Annotated in this window: 18 protein-coding genes; 1 reads left to right on the top strand and 17 read right to left on the bottom strand. The window is 37.8% G+C overall.

Annotated features, from left to right (window positions below):
• The first annotated feature begins 109 nt into the window (after positions 1 to 109).
• The gene (locus tag JOD07_RS07110; protein ID WP_158739980.1) at positions 110 to 784 is read left to right on the top strand and encodes a helix-turn-helix domain-containing protein; all 675 of its coding nucleotides are present in this window, start codon (positions 110 to 112) and stop codon (positions 782 to 784) included.
• 167 nt (positions 785 to 951) lie between these two features.
• On the opposite strand, the gene JOD07_RS07105 is transcribed toward JOD07_RS07110, so the two are convergent.
• The 17 genes from JOD07_RS07105 to JOD07_RS07025 all read right to left on the bottom strand — a co-directional run bounded on the left by JOD07_RS07105 (position 952) and on the right by JOD07_RS07025 (position 19514).
• Positions 952 to 2547: an alpha-amylase family glycosyl hydrolase gene (locus JOD07_RS07105; protein WP_204613036.1), complete on the bottom strand. Its 1596-nt coding sequence runs from the start codon at positions 2545 to 2547 to the stop codon at positions 952 to 954.
• A gap of 22 nt (positions 2548 to 2569) precedes the next feature.
• Positions 2570 to 3451, bottom strand: a complete 882-nt coding sequence (locus JOD07_RS07100; RefSeq protein ID WP_330576542.1) for a sugar ABC transporter permease — start codon at positions 3449 to 3451, stop codon at positions 2570 to 2572.
• Positions 3448 to 4827 carry a carbohydrate ABC transporter permease gene (locus tag JOD07_RS07095; RefSeq protein WP_204613034.1) on the bottom strand — a complete coding sequence of 460 codons (1380 nt, stop codon included), beginning with the start codon at positions 4825 to 4827 and terminating at the stop codon, positions 3448 to 3450. Before JOD07_RS07095 ends, JOD07_RS07100 begins: the two co-directional genes overlap by 4 nt.
• 85 nt (positions 4828 to 4912) lie before the next feature.
• Entirely contained in the window at positions 4913 to 6172 is a 1260-nt protein-coding gene (locus JOD07_RS07090) for an extracellular solute-binding protein (protein WP_158739977.1), read from the bottom strand.
• A 55-nt stretch (positions 6173 to 6227) separates the two neighbouring features.
• Positions 6228 to 7244 (bottom strand): LacI family DNA-binding transcriptional regulator, encoded by a 1017-nt coding sequence (locus JOD07_RS07085; protein ID WP_204613032.1) that lies wholly within the window; start codon positions 7242 to 7244, stop codon positions 6228 to 6230.
• Positions 7245 to 7614: 370 nt separating this feature from the next.
• On the bottom strand, positions 7615 to 8457 hold the full coding sequence (nifH, locus tag JOD07_RS07080) for a nitrogenase iron protein (protein WP_334296500.1): 843 nt from the start codon (positions 8455 to 8457) through the stop codon (positions 7615 to 7617).
• A 55-nt stretch (positions 8458 to 8512) separates the two neighbouring features.
• Complete coding sequence (locus JOD07_RS07075; RefSeq protein WP_330576541.1) at positions 8513 to 9328, bottom strand: ABC transporter ATP-binding protein; 816 nt, start codon at positions 9326 to 9328, stop codon at positions 8513 to 8515.
• Positions 9313 to 10380: an ABC transporter permease gene (locus JOD07_RS07070; RefSeq protein ID WP_204613030.1), complete on the bottom strand. Its 1068-nt coding sequence runs from the start codon at positions 10378 to 10380 to the stop codon at positions 9313 to 9315. Before JOD07_RS07070 ends, JOD07_RS07075 begins: the two co-directional genes overlap by 16 nt.
• Positions 10381 to 10451: 71 nt before the next feature.
• Entirely contained in the window at positions 10452 to 11519 is a 1068-nt protein-coding gene (locus tag JOD07_RS07065) for an ABC transporter substrate-binding protein (protein ID WP_243429272.1), read from the bottom strand.
• 33 nt (positions 11520 to 11552) lie between these two features.
• Entirely contained in the window at positions 11553 to 12869 is a 1317-nt protein-coding gene (locus JOD07_RS07060) for an O-acetylhomoserine aminocarboxypropyltransferase/cysteine synthase family protein (RefSeq protein WP_204613029.1), read from the bottom strand.
• Between the two features lie 134 nt (positions 12870 to 13003).
• The gene (locus JOD07_RS07055) at positions 13004 to 13879 is read right to left on the bottom strand and encodes a radical SAM protein (protein ID WP_158739971.1); all 876 of its coding nucleotides are present in this window, start codon (positions 13877 to 13879) and stop codon (positions 13004 to 13006) included.
• A gap of 14 nt (positions 13880 to 13893) precedes the next feature.
• On the bottom strand, positions 13894 to 14229 hold the full coding sequence (locus JOD07_RS07050) for a NifB/NifX family molybdenum-iron cluster-binding protein (protein ID WP_158739970.1): 336 nt from the start codon (positions 14227 to 14229) through the stop codon (positions 13894 to 13896).
• Between the two features lie 13 nt (positions 14230 to 14242).
• Complete coding sequence (locus JOD07_RS07045; RefSeq protein ID WP_158739969.1) at positions 14243 to 15586, bottom strand: nitrogenase component 1; 1344 nt, start codon at positions 15584 to 15586, stop codon at positions 14243 to 14245.
• Positions 15579 to 17057, bottom strand: coding sequence for a nitrogenase component 1 (locus JOD07_RS07040; protein ID WP_204613027.1), 1479 nt, complete (start codon positions 17055 to 17057; stop codon positions 15579 to 15581). The genes JOD07_RS07045 and JOD07_RS07040 overlap by 8 nt, the downstream gene beginning before the upstream one ends.
• Before the next feature lie 151 nt (positions 17058 to 17208).
• The gene (locus tag JOD07_RS07035) at positions 17209 to 17895 is read right to left on the bottom strand and encodes an ABC transporter ATP-binding protein (RefSeq protein WP_158739967.1); all 687 of its coding nucleotides are present in this window, start codon (positions 17893 to 17895) and stop codon (positions 17209 to 17211) included.
• A 1-nt stretch (position 17896) separates the two neighbouring features.
• Complete coding sequence (locus JOD07_RS07030) at positions 17897 to 18970, bottom strand: ABC transporter permease (RefSeq protein ID WP_243429271.1); 1074 nt, start codon at positions 18968 to 18970, stop codon at positions 17897 to 17899.
• 109 nt (positions 18971 to 19079) lie between these two features.
• Positions 19080 to 19514, bottom strand: coding sequence for a DUF4418 family protein (locus JOD07_RS07025; RefSeq protein WP_158739965.1), 435 nt, complete (start codon positions 19512 to 19514; stop codon positions 19080 to 19082).
• Positions 19515 to 19524: the final 10 nt, after the last annotated feature.

Raw genomic sequence — 19524 nt, 5'->3', positions numbered from 1 at the left:
TTGTATATATTTAGTATTTTTTGTATCAAATTTTCCATTTTCTATTGACCAGTATTTTTGTATCATGTTACATTAAAGCAAATCAGTTTCTTATCAAGGGAGTGATTTTATGCCTCTGGATGGCTTTATTTCGGATAAATATTTCTTTAGTCCTATCATTTCATTGCTTGTAGAATCTAATTCAAAAGATGCCATTATTGAATTAATAAAAAATAAACATAAAGAAGAACTTGAAAATGACATTTTATTTGAACATAAAAAAAATGACCTTTTTATGTGGAACATCGTTTTTATCAGAGAAGTTTTAGCAAAAGCCACCTTTAAGGAAAGCTTCAGTGACCTTTACAACAAGTTTTACATGAAAATTTTTAAAGCATCCACCATAAAAGAGCTTCAAGCTTTAGAACTGGAGATCGCTTCAAAATACTTGGATCTTCTTATCTATGATGCAGTAGTTACAGATACCTTTATTGTCAATAAGATTCTTCAATATCTGCACGTAAATATCGAAAACCATGTCTCCCTGGAAAAGTTGGCAAAGGACCTGGATATCTCCATGAGTTATGCTTCAAAGTGTTTTAAAGGTAAAATGGGCATGACCATTATGCAGTATTCTAAAAAAATCAAAATAGAAAGGGCAAAGTCCTATTTATTAAGCACCAACAAGAGTATTTTGGATATTGCACTGCTTCTAGGCTTTTATGATCAAAGTCATTTTACCCGAACCTTTAAAGCTTTTACTGGAATTACCCCTACTCAGTATCGAAATAACAATTATTTGTAATTATGCAATAAAATTGAGTTTTCCTTGTAAAATTCTTGCGCGAATGCGCATTCTGCCGGAAGGTTTTTAGTATATAGGAAACTCGAAAGAATTTCCTATATACTAAAAAAGCAAGCTGCAAAACCTAATAGTTTTGCAGCTTGCTTTTTTATACGTATTCATGAATTTTAATACTTCAGAACCACTGTTGACATGGAAGGCATCGTCAGCCTACCATTTTTCAAGGTAATCTTTCCGCCATTGGTTTTTAATTCCCCCCTGATCTTAAGATCAGAATACTTATCTCCACTTAGATCTAAATCTGCCTGTTCATCTGCCAGATTATGAATAACATATATCTTGGAACCATTATATTCCAAACTGTAAGCACACACCGCAGGATTCTCCAAATCTAAGGAAGTTACTTTTCCTCTCTGAATTTCAGGATTTTCATTTTTTATTCTTATAAGTTCCTTATAAAATTGAAGCAAGGAGTTCTGATCTTTCTCTTGTTCGGCAACGCCAGCCTCTATCGTTCCTGTATAATCTGCATATGGCGGTGCTTCAGTAATCCCTTTTTGATTTGTAACAGACCATACCATAGGCAATCTCTTATTTTCATCTTTGCCTGAACCAATCATTCCTATTTCTTCGCCATAATATATGAAGGTATTCCCTGGCATCAACTGATAAAGACTGGCAGCCATTTTCATATGAACAAGATTCTGAGCTAAAAATCCTGCACTTCTGCTTTGATCATGATTGGATATAAAAGGTGCATCAATAGCATCCTCATCTATACTTTTTATTTTACTCTGCCATTCTTCCAGGGACTTACTAAATCCAACACCGTCTCTATTTCTTATCACAGAAACTATTTTTCCGCTATTATCTGCAAAAGGAAAGTTAAAGAAGCTGTCTGCTCCACTCTTATAATATTCAGATATAGTACCTGCATCCGACCATACTTCACCAACTATATAAACATCCTTCTTATAAGCTTCCATTCTCTCATTAAAATCTTTTAAGAATTCCACACTTTTTGTAGTATTTCCAGTGTAAAAAGAAGTAACTGCATCTACTCTGAACCCAGCAACTCCTTTTTCTATCCAAAATTTCCCTATGTTTTCGATTTCCTTTCTTACTTCTGGATTGTCCAGGTTCAAATCCGGCATCTGGTCCCAGAACTGGCCTTCATAATACCAGCCTGAAGGCATATCTACCGAGTGATATCCAGCCTTTTGCTCCTGAGAGAAATTATAATATTTGACATATGGATTGTGCTCCCTGCATAATTCAGGATATGAACACACTTCCTGGCCACAGGGGTCTATCCCTAAACTTTTCTTTGCGGATAAAAACCATGGATGCTGTGCAGAGGTATGGTTTACAACCAAATCAATAATTACCTTAATACCTCTTTCATTGCACTTCCTGATTAATTCTTCAAAATCCTCCATGGTCCCATATTGAGGATCTATGGAATAATAGTCCGTAACGTCATACTTATGATAGGTGGGAGATGGCATTATAGGCATAAGCCATATCCCATCTATCCCCAAGTCTTTTTTAGTTTTGAAATCATTATCTTTTAAATAGTCCAGCTTCTCTGTTATGCCTCTGATATCACCAATACCATCTCCATCTGAATCATAAAAAGAACGAACAAAAATTTCATAATAATTTCTATAATTGTCATCTATAAGATTAACCTGCAAATGATCACTGCACCCACCCATAAGAAGCATAACAAAGCACAATATAATCCCCAGGACTTTTCTCATATTTAAGCTCCTCCAACACACCTTAACCTTTTACAGAACCTCCGGTTACACCTTCTACGTAGTTCTTCTGCATAATGATAAATAAAATTGTAATAGGTATCGCAATTAATACTGCACCTGCACAGAAACGCGTGAAATAATTGTAGAGATTTTCTCTTGAAATCATCTGATGTAATCCAAGGGCAATTGTGTAATTCTGATAATTATCTTTCATAATGACACTGACAAATATAAAGTCTATCCAGGGAGCTATGAAAGATGTCAACACAGTATAAGTAACAATTGGTTTTGAAAGCGGCAATGTAACCTGCCAAAATACTTGGCTTTGAGTTGCTCCATCTATAATTGCAGCCTCGTCTAAAGCCTTAGGAATCGTATCAAAGAATCCTTTGGCAATCAAATACTCCAAAGCAGCTCCACCAGAATACACGATCACTAAAGCCGCCAGGGATTGGTCTAATCCTACAGCCTTCAGTATATGATAAACAGCGACAATGGACATAAACCCCGGAAACATACGTAAAATCAAAGCTACATTCATCATAGGTTTTCTTGCTTTAAATTTCAATCTACTGAAAGCATAACTAATGCTTAAAACCAATAAAGTAGATAAAATACAACTAAATATTGCCACTATCAAGGTATTCATAAACCATCTGGGATAATTGAACAAATCGGTCTCAGTAAACAGTCTGATATAATTATCTAGTGTATAGTTTTTAGGCAAAACATAGGAGGTGTATGCGCCCGGTTCTTCTCGTAAAGACTGAAGAATAAGCCATACCAACGGAATAATCCAGAGTATGCCTAGCACTGTTAAAATAACATAGATTATGGCATTGGCTATTTTATTTCTCATGCCATAACCAGTTCTTACTTCATTAGATTTATTTTGATTGATCATTGGAAAGTATCCTCCTTTTGAATAGATGCAGATCTATTATAGGCAATGAGTGATAATGATGCACTGATTAAAAATATGATGATCCCTATAGTAGATGCAAGAGAATAGTTCTGTTCATTTACAGTAAGTTTATACAGCCAAGTCACAAGCAAATCTGTTTCTCCTGCCTGATAGTAGCTAAGAGAGAATGGCTTTCCTTCAGTCAACAAATATATAACGTTAAAGTTGTTAATGTTTCCAACAAACTGAGTGATTAAATATGGAGTTGTCACAAAGAGCATGTATGGTAACGTAATTTTTATAAAAGCTGTTACAGGGCCAGCGCCATCAATCTTTGCGCTTTCATACAAGTCATCAGGAATATTCATAAGAATTCCTGATGTGATCAACATAGTATAGGGAACCCCAATCCATATATTAACTAATATTACAAGTATCTTTGCAATGTCTCCATCGGTCAAAAACTTAATAGGAGTCTTAATAAGTCCTAAGTTCTGCAGAATTACATTGGCAATCCCCTGATCCTGGAAGACTCTGGACATAAGCATTAATGATACGAACTGGGGAACTGCAACAGTCAATACAAATAAGGTTCTCCAGAATCCTTTAAACTTAATTCCTTTCTTATTGATAATTATCGCTAAAAGCATTCCAAGAATATAGTTACTAAATGTAGCAAAAAAAGCCCATATAAAAGTCCAAATTAAAATACCGACAAAAGTTGTGGACATCTGAGGATTCGTCCAGATGATGTTCCTGAAATTCTCAAATCCAACCCAGGTAAAGAGCTTTCCCGGCGGTTGGTGGTTCCTGTCAAAGTTTGTGAATGCCATCAAAATCATAAAAGTAAGCGGCATAATGATTGTAAGTGTTACTGCGATCGTAGGAAAAGTCAATAATGTCATATGAAAATTTTTATCGAATAGATCTTTTACATCTTCTATAAAAGTGGAAGGCTTCTTTCCCGCCTTTCTTAACAATTCGCACCTATAAGCTTGCTTAACACTTTTAATATACATCACAATTATTGCAGCAATTATAAATAAGCTAACAACACCAAACAGCAAAATTAACATGGAGTTGTCTCCAGGTTTATATTCATAGATCTGAAGTTCCTCATTCCATATCTGGTATTGCTCGAATTTTCCCAGTGTAGTCAGATTACTTAAATAATACCATCCGCTATTTAATATGTATACGATAAAGCATACCTGAAGAGCAAGATAAAACAATCCTTTTACGATCTGTCCTCTTAAAATGCATCCCAAGCCCATAATAATGAAGCTTAATTTTGTTACAAGATCACCTTTTTTCAAGGCTTTAAGAAAGAGGGATTTGTCATTGCTGATCTCTTTGGATACATTAATATCTTCCATATATACCTCCAACATATATAAATATAAGAAATCTAATAGAAAAACAGCCAGAAATAGTTCCAGCCGTTTTTCTCATCAGGAAAATCTATTGTTGAATTTGCGCTACCATTTCATCCAATAGTTCTTGAAGAGATTTTGAGTAGTCTTTTGCTTCCAAAGCTGCTCCAAAAGCTTCAGCTGGTGTCCAGTAACTACCAAGTACATCTTTTTGTGAAACAGCATATTTACTTTGTTCTGCCAATGCACCTAATACAGGATTGGATTTAACTGCTTCGCTTTCAGCAACGTTCTTATTTGAAGGTCCTAAACCTCTCTTTTCATATCTAAGTTTCTGATTTTCTTCATTAGTAATCCATTCAGCAAAATCCATAGCATCTACCGGGAATTTGGTCTGGCTGTTTACACCAACCAGCTTGTAACCCATAAAGCTGCCCATCTGAATTTGCTCTGATCCGGAAGTATATGTTGGAAGTTTTGCTACTCCAAAGTTATCGCCTAATTTTGATTTAATAACTTCTGCATTCCAGGTACCGGTAACAGCTGCTGCTACTGTGTCGCCGATCTGAGCAGTTATTACTGGATCATCACCAGTCATAAAAGCATTATGAGCTGTAAATGCCTTTATAGCTTCTGCAGCTTTAAGTCCATTTGCATTGTTGAAATCGCAAACTTGTTTACCGTTTTCAATCTTTAATGTACAGCCTGCTCCAAAGAAGAAGGAAGCTATGTAATATCCGTTGGAAATGTCCATAACTACTTTTTTGCCAGCCTTATCAGCCGCTGCTAAAATTCCATCCAATGTCTTAGCTTCTTCATCGCTTATAACGCTCTTGTCATAGTATAAGAAATATCCGTTGTCAGCAGTCATCGGATAAGCATATAATTTACCGTCAATGGTAGCTGCATCTACTGCACCTTCAATATTTGCACTGATAATAGCGTCTTTATTTCTGGTCACTTCATATAATGCACCTGCATTATATAAGTCCCAAATCTGGTCATTAGCAAAGGCAAAAACGTCAGCTGCAGCTGCCGGGTCATCCAAGTACTTACCTTTAAGGTCAGATTCACTTACAACAGCAAGGGTAATATCATATTCTTTCTCTGGATGAGCTGCTTTAAAGGATTCAACCATTTCTTTTAACAATGGTTGTTCTTCTTGCGCACCCCAAACCTTTAATGTAACTTTTTCTTTGCTACCTGTATCTTGAGTATTACTACTTGTAGTAGTGCTACTGTTACCGGTAGAAGTACTTGCTCCCTTATTACCACATCCTGCAAATAATGCTGTTGACATGACAGCAGCAAGAACCAAAGCCATTACTTTTTTGAGTTTTTTTGACATAATATTCCCTCCATTTTTAATATTTTTTATTTAAAAATCTCTTTCAGAGACTTTTTTAGCTCATTACTTTAACAGAATTGCCTTTTAAAAGCTTTCCTGAAACGGTTAAGTGCTGAGAAAAAGCCTTATCTCGAATGGTCTTAATTAATAGCGCCACACTCTTTTTCGCTATTTCCACAGAAGGTTGTTTAATCGTTGTAATGGTCGGATTATAAAACCAAGCCTGTTCAATACCATCAAAACCTATAATAGATATATCTTCTGGCACTTTAAGTCCATGATCGATAACACATTTGGCAATGCCTATAGCCATGACATCTGACATAGCAAATACTGCTGTAATCGGCTTATTCAGCTTTAAAAAACTGGACATACTTTCATAGGCAGCGGCATAGGAAAACTTCGATTCAATATACATATTTTTCTTATCAAAATGCATACTTCGCTCTTCAAAGGCTTCCAACACACCTTGATATCTGTTGTACATCAAATCTTTCTGATAAATTGCTCCTCCTACAACCAAAATGTTTTTATGCCCTGAATCAAGCAAATAAGTTACAGCTCTTCTTGCCTCCAGACAATCATCGATAGATACGCTGCTCACACCTGAAACGTTACAGTCGCTGGCACTGGAAGTCGCATATACACAAGGACTGTTTAATTTATGTAATTCCTCTTCTTTGTCTACAGCACTACCGCCTAAAAAGATAATGCCCTGAGCCTTCTTTTCCTTTATTAACTGATTTGCACATCTGATCTCATTTTCATCTTCATCTATGTAACTCACTAAGGGTATATATCCTTCCGCTTCTACACATTTTTGCAGTTCCACAACCATATCATGGAAAAAAGGATTATAGGTACCCTTTACAATGATACATACGATTTGGGAGGTGACTTGCTTTAAATGCTTCGCATTGGAGTTAGGAATATAATTGCACTTTTCTATAACCTCCATAACTTTCGCTCTGGTTTCCTTACTGACACCATATCCATTATTGAGAACTCTGGACACAGTGGTTACACCAACACCTGCAATCCTTGCTATATCCTTTATAGTATAATTGTTCATTCCTTCACCTGACCTCTATAGAAAGATAACATTACCAAGATTAGGTCGGTAACGTTTCCGATATGAATTATATCATAGTTACAAAATTAAGGCAATAGTTTGTTGATAATTTATTAAATATTTTATTTTTTCACCTTTATTTGATTATTACTATTCAAAACATATATATTATCAACGAATACCTAAATGATATTTATACATTTTAACTAGCTTATTACTTCAGCCATCTCTTGAATTATATATATTTTAAATCAATATATTCCAAAAATAATTTCAATATTTTTCCAAATCACTTTTGCTTTTATATAAAAAACACTCTCTGATCCCATCAGAAAGTGTCTGGTTAAAAAATCCCTTATATGGTTGTTCATCATATGGCATAATTGTCTTTTATGGAATCCATGAGTCCATATTCCAGCAAAATTTCTTCTAGTCGTTCATGGGACATTGGCTTTGGAATTGTAAAATATGTGTTCTCATCGATTGCTTTGGCGAGACTACGATATTCATCCGCTTGTTTGGAATCCGGTGCATATTCGATAACGGTTTTACGATTAATTTCTGCACGCTGTACCACATTATCCCGTGGTACAAAATGAATGAGCTGAGTGCCTAATTCCGCGCAAAAAGCTCTAAGAAGTTCAATCTCTCTGTCTACATTGCGGCTATTACAGATGATGCCACCCAGCCGTACACCACCTTTTCGGGCAAACCTTGCAATTCCTTTTGCAATATTATTTGCGGCATACAGTGCCATCATTTCTCCACTGGCTACAATATAAATTTCTTGAGCTTTTCCTTCACGAATTGGCATCGCAAAGCCACCGCATACAACATCCCCCAGAACATCATAAAACACATAATCTAAGTCTTCTGTATAAGCACCAAGCTGTTCTAATAAGCCAACAGAGGTAATGATCCCACGGCCGGCACAGCCAACGCCAGGTTCTGGCCCTCCAGATTCCACACATTTAATACCCCCAAATCCAATACTTAAAATATTACTGAGTTCCACATCTTCTCCTGTATCACGTAATGTATCAAGAACGGTACGCTGTGCAAGAACTCCTAAAAGAAGTCTTGTTGAATCCGCTTTTGGGTCGCACCCAACCACCATAACTTTTTTCCCGCTTTCTGCAAGGGCTGCAGTAAGATTTTGTGTAGTGGTGGATTTTCCGATACCACCTTTTCCATAAATCGCAATTTGTCTAATTTCTTTTCTCATAGCTCTGTCCTCCAAACTTTATTAAAGTCTATATAATCGAAATTTATATAATATACTCTGGCTGAGGCAATGCACTGGCAAGCTTCAGCTTTTCTAATATTCTTCTGCGAATTTCAAGAAATTCCGTGCCGCCGCGATGTCGCGGATGAGGAAGTCTAATCTCCATAATCTCACTAATTTTTCCAGGCCGAGGTGTCATAATGACAATACGATCTGAAAGATAAATCGCTTCGTCCACATCATGCGTCACTAAAATCATGGTTGTATTGTTTTCCTTGTGCAGTTCAAGCAATTTATCCTGAATATCCGCACGGGTAAATGAATCCAGAGCTCCCATGGGCTCATCAAGAAGCAATACTTTAGGATTGTTAATAAGTGCTCTTGCAATAGCAACACGCTGTGCCATACCACCGCTGATTTGATGAGGATAAGATTTTTCAAATCCCTTTAGGCCTATAAGTTCAATATAATGACCCACAAGATCTTTATACTCTTTATAAACTCCCCGTGCTTTAAGTCCTGTCGCAATATTTTTTTCAATCGTCAGCCACTGAAAAAGGGCTCCGTTTTGAAAAACATACCCCCGTTCCGGACCGGGTTCTGAAATTTCTTCTCCGTTAAGGATGAGTGTTCCCGTATCTGGTTTTTCGAGACCTGCAATCAGCCTTAAAAGAGTTGTTTTTCCACACCCGGAAGCACCTATAATCGAGAGAAATTCTCCACGAAAAACAGATAAATTAATGTTTTTAAGAGCTTCTACATGGTTGCCTAAATCATCATAATACGTATGGCTTACATTCTCCATATCCAAAATAATGTCACTGATTACAGATAAATTCTTGCTCATTCTTTCACCCATCCTTTCCTCCAGCGCAATACATAGTCCTGTATTAAGCTAAGCACTTTTGTAATGAGGCTAAATAGAATTGCCATAATCAAAATAGAAGCAAATACTTTATAATAAGCAGACCATACTTTACTCAGGTTAATATAATATCCCAGTCCGCCAGGCTGGCCCATCATCTCTGCCATTACCAAGGTTGTAAAAGCAAATCCATTGGCATTGGCTATACCTGTAAAAATCTGTGGCATAGCCTGAGGGATTGCCACATGAAATACCAGATATGAAGTTTTAGCCCCCAGAGTTCTGGCTACTTCAAATTGTGCTTTTGGTGTGGATTGTACCCCCAAAGCAGTCAGTGAAGCAATAGAAAACCATGCACAAATTACAATGAGAAAAACTGCTGCCGAAAATGGAGTTGGAAAAAGGGTCAAGGCAAAAGGCATCCATGCTACAGCAGGAATGACACCGGTCATCTTTAATATGGGATATACCCAGTAATAGACCTTGGGGAACCAACCAATTAAAATGCCTGTCGTAACACCTAATAGAACACCAATAGAAAAGCCAGCAGCATAGAGTTTTAATGAGTAAAGCATATTTTCAAAAATAAATTTTCCTTCCATAAGAAAAGGTTCGAGAATTTTTGCAGGTCCCGGGAAAAAAGGCTGCGGCAAAATCAGATACTTTGTTCCTAATATGTCCCAGATAGCAAGGACAATCCCCACAGCAAAACGAAAAGGAGTTCTGTCCACAAACTTTATTTTTCTTAGAGGATCAAAATATGAAAATATACCAATACCTGCATAAAGCAAAACAATCACTAAAAGAATTAACCTGTAAAAAGAATTAAAAGTTAATGGAATTCCTAAAACTTCATAAGTCTTTATTTCGACATCTGCTACTTGCTTTACAAAGAGATTGACTGCTATGGCAATCACAAATCCAACAAGTGTTAAAACAAAAGAAAACTTCCACTCTTTATCGGATATTAATTTATACCTTTTATGATGTTGTTTTACTTTAAATACAGGAAGTGCTGACAATCTTAACTTAGCTAAACCGGGCATAAGAATACCTCCTGTAATTTTAATTTATTTTTGCCCGGAAAATCTCCGGGCAAAGATCATTTTAAAAATCCTTATAAACCTAAGTTAATATCAACCTCTGCATATGAGTCTTGAGCAAATGTATTCGGATCTGTCTTTAAATAGCCAATTTGATGTAATTGCTCTGCAAAATACTGAACGTTGTCATATACTTGTGTTGGATCTTTCTCTCTGTCGCTGGCAGTTGGATACTTATAGCTTTTAATCAGTTGAATCGCCAGGTCTCTGTCTTCGATCTGGGCATATTTGCCGTTGATAATAATGTCAACTGCTTCTTCCGGATTTTCTGCAATCCAGTTTTGGGCTGCTCTGTAGGCACGCAGCAGTGCAGCAACTTTTTCAGGACTTTCATTTAACAACTTCTCGGAAGCATATAGGAAACAGCAATACTTTCCAGCAAAAGGATCATCTTTAGAAATATCCAGAATCACACGGTAGTTACCTGTTTTCTCCTGAACAGAGCCAAAGGGATCCCATAAAGCCGCTACATCCACATCTCCTTTATTTAAAGCTTCAATCGCAAGATTACCATCAGAGAAAGGAAGAAAGGTAACTTCCCCATCCTCTTGTTTAGCAGATATCCCATTCTTCTCCAGCCATACCGATGCCACCTGATGGGGAGTTCCACCGATCTCATCCACACTAATCTTTTTGCCTTTAAGGTCCTGAACAGTTTGAATCGATGAATCTTTTGGAACAATCAGTTTAATACAGCCATAATGCAAACCATCCACCACTTTTACCTTCACACCATTCTCAATAGAAGGAAAGAATTGAAAATCTCCATTAACAATAGGAATGGTTCCATTATTTAATCCAATTTTGCGGGTTTCAAAATCTGCAGAGATTAAGTTGACATCAAACCCTTGCTCCTTAAAAAAGCCTTTTTCATAAGCAATATATATAGGTGCACCGCAAAGGGATCCATCTTTACCCGGAATATCAATTTTCCCATATTTGTACTCTGTACTCGATTCAGCTACATTGTTATTGGTCTGAGTTTGAGTTTCAGTGGCAGCTTGTTTTCCACAGCCTGAAAACATCAACGTCAAAACAGAAATGGATACCAGGATTTTGGTTAGTTTTTTCATTTTCCTCATCGTATTTTACCCTCCTTTTACTCCTTTAAAGTATCAGACATAAGCTTTTTCAAAAGCTTGCTCAAGATCTGCTATTAAATCTTCCGGATCTTCTAACCCTGCTGAAATACGAATAAGGTTTTCAGGAATGTCTGCAATCTTTTTCTCATCCGGTTCTAATTCACTATGGGTGGTCTGAGGTGAATTAACAATCAAACTTCGGGCATCTCCAATGTTGACATGATATTTGAATAGCTCTACCGCATCAAGAAATGCCTCTCTTTGGGCTGTTGTCCCCTTAAAGCCGAAAGCTAAGAGTCCCCCTGCTCCTTTTGGAAAATCCCGTTTTGCAAGTTCATAATAAGGACTTTCCTTAAGACCTGGATAGCGAACCCATTCCACATACTTGTGATTCTTTAAATACTCTGCCAGAATCTCTGCATTCTTCACTTGTTTTGCTACACGTTCAGAAAGCGTTTCAAGGCCAATCAATACAAGGTACGCATCGAATGGGGATAAAGCAGCCCCAAAATAGTTAAGATAGTTAAAACGAATACGGGCTGTAAACGGAAACTCTGGGAATATTTCCAGGTAACTGCGGTTATTCTCATGAATATCACGCAAAGTATAGAGTTTTTCTGAGAAATGAGGGAATTTATCGCTCTGCCAGTTAAATTTCCCACTTTCCAGAACCAATCCCGCAATGACATTTCCATGGCCTGTAAGTCCCTTAGTTGCAGAATAAACCACAATATCTGCTCCATGGGCAATAGGATTATATAAATATGGCGTTGCCACGGTGTTATCTACAATGAGCGGTATACCATGAGCGTGAGCAACTTCTGCAATAGCATCAATATCTAAAAGCACCCCACTGGGGTTACTGATGCTTTCAACATAAATCGCCTTGGTATCCGGTTTAATTTCTTCAGCAAGTTTTTCAGGATTTTCGAGGTTCTTTGCATAGTCGAAGTGAATGCCAAATTTAGGATAAACCTTTTTAAAGCTGTCTGTACTTCCCCCATAGAGGTATGGAGAGGTCAAGATACGTCCTCCACCTTCTGCCACATTGAGTAAAGTATAACTTATAGCAGCCATACCAGAAGCTAAAGCAATAGCACCACTGGCTCCATCCAGTGCAGCAACACGCTGTTCTAATACTGCAACGGTTGGATTGCCAACTCGGGTATACAAATTGCCAAGCTCACGTAATCCAAACAATGCCTTGGCATGTTCTACATCACGAAAATCAAATGAAGTGGTTTGATAAATAGGTGGTGATACAGCATAGTTATGCTCCTTTGGATCATAGCCTGCTCGTAATTTTTTTGTATCAAAACGATATTCTTTTTTCTTTGAATCATTTGCCATATGATTTCTCCTCCTAAATACTTAAATTTTTGATACATATCTGACATATCATCACAGTCACTACACATATCAAACCACCTCCTGTCAGTCTTAAAAATTAACAGCTTTATAGAAGCGAGTCATACTCGCTGCTATTAACCATGAGAAAAAGTATTTTCCAGGACCACAGGACGGATATAAAGCCTGCCTGATACATCCTTCCCTCCAGGAATTCCTGCAGCATCTGCCCTGCAACGCTGGCAATGCCTGAATACACGAATATAATTTTCAGCTTCTTGTCTTACCTTGCTGATTAAGTCACATTTCGGCTCACTGCACCAGCTTAAGTGATGCTGGGGAATCAGCGGAATGATGTTATAAATTTTAGCCCCATGTTCTGAAACAGTTTTTGCAACTTCTGCCACATGATCTGCATTAATTTCTGGAATCAGTACTGTATTCACTTTGACTGTAATCCCTGCTCCGGAAACTTTCTGAATTCCAATAAGTTGATTTTTTATAAGTATTTCTGCTGCCTGACGCCCCGTATAACATTTTCCATGATAGACAATCCCTTCGCATATCTGAGCTTGTATATCAGGATCAACTGCATTAACGGTAACAGTCAGACTGTCAATGCCCACATCGATAATTTCATCTGCGTATTCTGGAAGCAAAAGACCATTTGTGCTCATACATTTGATAATGTCCGGAAATTCCTCTTTAATCAGGCGAAAAGTTTGTAAGGCATAAGGTGTTGCCAAGGTATCCCCAGGTCCGGCAACTCCCACTACAGTAATCTCCGGACATAGCTTAACAGCTTTTCTTACGACTTCAATGGCTTCTTCCGGCGTAATGATTCCACTGGCTACACCGGGTCGATTTTCTGTGTCGCTGATTTCCCGCTTACAAAAACTACAGAAAATATTACATCCCGGCGATACAGGCAAATGCACCCTCCCCTTATTATTTTTTGCCCCCAAGGCAAAACAAGGATGATTCTTTTTCAACTCTTCAAATGTTATTGACATAAAACACACCTTCTTTAACCAGTCTCCTGGATCAAGAGACCATTCATTATTTCCGCAAGAATATCTTCTACTTCCCCTTCTGCTTCAAATACTCTTTTACCCTTTGATAACATTACAGCCGCTGCAACTTCTCCGATTTTTAGAACAAATATTGCATCACAATCCTTTAGAACATCCAGCAGATGGTCAAAACCTCCTTCACAATGTCCCTGACACTTAGCCACTGTCTTTCGTGTCTCAACAAAACGTGCTTCACTGTCTACGTCATATATCTGCCAATATCTCGCTGAACCAAAGTGCTGGTCAATTACTGCTCCATCAATACTGGCAAATCCAATGCGATAGCCCATCCGTTCTCCCCCCTTACGCATAGGTTGAAAGAACCAAATGATAGATGTCTTCTATAACCCTGAGCCCTCCTGTAAATCCTGCATAGTGCGTTGTCAGAACTAATCGGTAAGGGGAAGGGATTGCTGCAGAAAGGAAGTCATATCCTTTTTCTTTTGCAAGTTCCTTATCCCATCCAGAACCGATAATCAGGCCTCTTCCACTATGATGAATCTTTCGAAGAAACTCCTGAGCCTTTCCTGCATCCGGTTCAAAATAAAGTGGAATCTCCCGTTTATCACTGGTACTCCTAAGATCAGCCCTGATGGCTTCCTGATATTTTTCAGGGGTACCATCTGTAACAAACTGTTCTTTAGGTATGATCCCCACTTCGTGGAGCAAGAATTTAGATAATCCCACCACATATCCCGCATCGTGAAGAATATGTGCATGATTGGGAAGACCATAACGGAACTCCAAAAGAAAGGTTGCCAGATTATCAATTTCTTCATAGTAAGCTTTAGATTCATATTCTATAAAGCTTCGGGCTGATGCTTCATCAATCTCGGCTCCTTCTTTAAGTGCAAACTCCAGTACTTGATTTAAAAATTGTTCCGTCGCATTGGCTCCAATAGGAATATGAGGAAACCATACATATTCCTGACCATATTTCTCCTTCAAATGATCTGCTATGGGCTTGCCATACCATGGAGAAACCAAAACATTAAACTGTGCTGCCGGTATCTTCTGCCACTCTTTTACTCCCCCCGATTCTGGTCCGAACAAAACATTAGCTTTTAGTCCAATACCTGCAAGCAAACGCTTATATTCCGCAAGATTCCCTTTCCAAAATGGGTCCTGATAAGGAATAGAAGCAATTAAATTCACCGTATTCTTTTGTGATTTAACTTCATTCTCCGATTCAAATAAACTCACATACTGGTCAATAATCGCATTCACTACAAGGCTGTGGGATTCAAAATTATTTGCTTTAAACCCTGCCGTTTCCACCGATACAATAGGCTTTCCTTCCCTGGCAAACTCCGACACCAAACTGTCCACATCATCCCCCACAATCCCGGCAGTGCAGCCGGTCAAAACTACCTGTAAATCTGTGTCCAACACTTTATATGTGTTTTTTATAATCTCCCGCAGCCGATTAATCCCCCCAAATACGACTTCCTTTTCTGAAAAATTGGTACACGGTGATGTCGGACCACCTGCATATCCTGTTGAACGTTCAAAAAATCCTGCAATCATCTCCCCACAGCCTGGACCTGAGTGAAGAATAGGCACAGCTCTTGGAATGGCTACAACACTTTGCAAAGCACCTATGGCACAAGTATAACGTTCTTGTTCAATGATTCCTGATCTACTCATTGACTGCACCTCCCCTTAAAAAATAGTCGGGTTTTTGCTCCATCCACCATTTGGTATAAGGATTTATGGCATGTTTTGAAAGATTCTTTACGAACTCATCATTTTCGATCACTTCTAGCAAACGTTCTCCATAGTTCACTAGACCTTCATACCCCATGGAGTAGTGTTCATCTCCAATTAATAATGAAGGAATCCCTAGCTTTGCCCCCCAAAGTGTCATTCCTCCATGACGAGCCAGTAAAACATCCGGACGAAGACGGTTTAATGCATTCACCAGCTCAAATTCCTGCTTGTTACAAACATTAAAGTTTGGAACATTTCCGTAGTCCGACACCCTTTGTGCCAACTGGTCATTTTCTTCACGACCACTGTCATAAATCGGATCATGATGGAAAATAGCAGCTCCAACAGCTTTCATCCCAAGCTCTCCAAGAACATCCAGCAGTGCATGACCATGGGCTGCTCCTGCCGTGACATAAGCTGTTTTTCCTTTAAGTTTTTCACGTAGAGCTTCTATCTTGGGAAGATACTTTTCTTTCTTCTCTTTAATAATCTGTTCAGCAACATCTTCTTTTCCAAGAATCTTTCCTAAGGCTCTGAACCACCGATCTGTCTGTGCAATCCCATAAGGGGGTGCAGCAGGAATTTCTGGAACACCAAATTCCTGTTCCAACACAGCTCCAAGATAGCTTCCCAATGTCGAACAAGCCTGCACTGTAGCAGCAGCTTCACTGGCATACTTTAATCCATTGACTGTAGAATAAGGCGTAATGTAATTTGGTTTCGCCCCAAAGGGTGCAAACCATTCAGAGAATACATCACTTCCCCAGAAATTAATCACATTAATAATGTCTTTTCGCCTTTGTCTCGGTTTAGTAATTAATTTTCGTGCAATGGCGTGATAACCTGCATCAAAGCCTGTAGTCCAAACTTTAGAACGGAACCCTTCACAGAAAACAGCTACAACAGGAATTCCTAACTCATCTTCCGCTTCATTACAAACGCTTTCCACGTCATCACCAATAATTCCGGCGGCACAAGTCGTTAGTACAAAAATTGCATTAGCCTTTGTGCGTTCATATACCTCACGAATGGCATTGGCAAGTTTTATATTTCCCCCGTAAACAGTGTCTTTCTCCTTTAAGTTTGTTGAAAATATATGTCGTGGTGTAGGATGCTGAAGATTTCGTAGAGGCGCATTGACACGATAGGTAAAAGAAAATTCATGAAGACAAGACGCACAGCCTACTGGTCCATGACTGATAACAGCTGCATCCTGAATTAAAGTAACCATACAAGCTGCTTTTGACGTACCGCATCCCATACATTGACTAAAGGATCTTTCACGATCTTTTAAACCACATCTGCTTGCTTTGACTAATTCCTCTGCATCGCCCTGATAACCAGTTATTGAATTAATACGGATTTCTCTGATCTTCACTTCTGGAAGGGCTAAATTCACTTTAGACATTTTTATCACTCCATTCTCCTTAATATAAACCACCTTAAAAACATATATGTTTTATATGTTTATTAGGCAAAAAAATATACGGTTTAATTAAAATTATATTAAGTATAAAATTATTTATGCGGTTAGAATACGAATATTACATATATGGTAACTATGTCTTTAGAGGTGCTAATGCTCCATCATTCATTTGATAAATATAATCTCCTTCATGAATGATACTTTGATCATGAGTAACCAGAAGAACTGCTGTACCTTTAAGAGCAATTCCTGTAAACAAACCCATAACCTCTTTGGAAGTTTGTGTATCAAGATCATTAGTAGGCTCATCCGCAAGCAAAAGTTTTGGTTCATTTATAAGAGCCCTTGCTATACTAACCCTCCGAAGTTCTCCCCCTGATAAATGTTTAGGATACGCATTGGCTAAGTGCAAAATACCAAGCTGTTCCAATAGTGAATATGCTCTTTTGTCGATTTCTTCCATACTCTTGTCTTTCCTTCGGTTTTGTAAAAAATATGGCAAACATACATTATCCAATACCGATAAACTTGAGAGCAGGCTCTGTCCCTGCGGAATGTAACCAATCGTAAAATTGCGAAGCAATGATAGCTCTTTATCTTTTAACAACGTAGTATTATAACCTGCCACCTCAACCTTGCCACTTGTGGGAGTAAGAAGTCCAGCAATCAAATTAAGTAAAGTACTCTTTCCACTTCCTGAACGTCCTACAACAACTGCACAGTCACCTTCTTTAAGCTTTAAACTAGCATCTTTTACCGCATAAAAAGTCTGATTGCCACGGATATAGGTTTTACTGAGATGACTGATTTCAAGCAACATCCTACTCCCCCTCTCTTAGGATAAGATAAGTTTCAAAACGATTTATTTTAATAACAGAATAAATTGAGGCAAGGATACTGACGCCAATCGCTGTAAGTAAAGTACCCATCCCAATTACAAAAATCCATAGAAGAGAAGGCTGTAGATACGGCACGCCTATACTGTCTCCAATAAAAACACTATAAGGAAAAACGATTAATGCCGCTAAAATTATGCCTATTACACTGCCAACCACACTAATATACAGAGATTCCCAAAACAAAATACTGGCAACTTTTTTTCTTGTAGCACCTAAAATTCGAAGCATTGCAAATTCTTTTTTTCGCTCATTGACTGATGCTGAAAACATAGCCGTCAAAACAGCCAAAGTGATAACCAAAAAAGCTAAAGCGAATGCATAAAAAACCGTTGTAAAATGACTGAAACTATCAGCAATACTGCTAATCAGGGTTTTTGATTTAATAATTTGTACTCCATCTATATTTTGACGAATATTAGTGACAACTTGGTCGATATCGTAATCTTTTTGAACTTTTATAAAAATAGAGGAAATAGATGTATCGGGATTTGTATTTTCTGAAAAGTATAGTCCCTTATCTTTTGCATCAGAATATATTGACTTAATAGTATCCATCGTGGCAAATACAGTTTGATCAAGTCCTGTTCCAGTTTTATCTAACTTTGCAGCTACCAGATATCCTTGATCAAATAATTTTATCTTCCTGTCCTCTTCTATTAAGACATCACTGCCAACAATCAATGCACCTTTTTCAAGATTTTTCCCAAGTACCTCTCTAATCCAAGGCTGAACTAAAAAGTCCGTTTCCGGATCAAATCCAACAATCTGCAAGGGTAAGGAACAACAGGATGCATTAAGAGAGGTAAGGTAAAATTGTGGTGATAATTTGGATATACCTTCAACACCCTTAAGTTTTCCCAGAATCTCCTTGTCAAAATAGAAGTAAGATGGCTCTCCTGTTAAAAGAATGGATTCCTGTTTCTGCTCATATCCAAGGGGAACAACGATTAAATCCCCACCCAATCGCATCTCCAGGCTGCTTAAACCTTTTTTCATACTATGGGACAAAACAGTTCCTCCAAAAAGTACAAAGGATAGGATTGCTACAATTGAAATAAATATTAAAGTACGAAAAATTTTTCCTTTAAGATTAAGATAGGAGAGTCTACTTGAAGTTAACGTCGTGACCATCAAAATTCTCTCCCTTACCTGCTGATTGCCACAAGTAAAATATATGAACAGCAGCAAGAACAGTAAGCGCAATACTAAGAATACTTAGAGAAGGTAATGTCAAAACACGACAACTCATGTGTATTTTTGAGCAAACGCCTGTAATTACATTTGGAAATAAGAAAGCCAGGATTCCGACAGGTATGATTAAAGTATTTAAAACTATTTTAACTTTCTCATGTTTTATTAATAATAGCAAAGTACCAATAGCAACCGTTAAAACTCCAAGAATCAATTCTGCCTTTGCTGTGTTTTGGCATCTCATAGGCATCATCGTATCCCTGCAGACAGGAAAAATGGTATAAGGTCCAATAGCAAGCACCGTTCCAAAAATCAAATAAGTAATGGGGAAAAGTATTTTATTTTTCAAATTGGATCAC

The organism is Defluviitalea raffinosedens (assembly GCF_016908775.1).
Taxonomy (GTDB): Bacteria; Bacillota; Clostridia; order Lachnospirales; family Defluviitaleaceae; genus Defluviitalea; species Defluviitalea raffinosedens.
The sequence above is the reverse complement of the archived record's forward strand: the minus strand, read 5'-3'. Positions and strand labels throughout refer to the sequence as shown.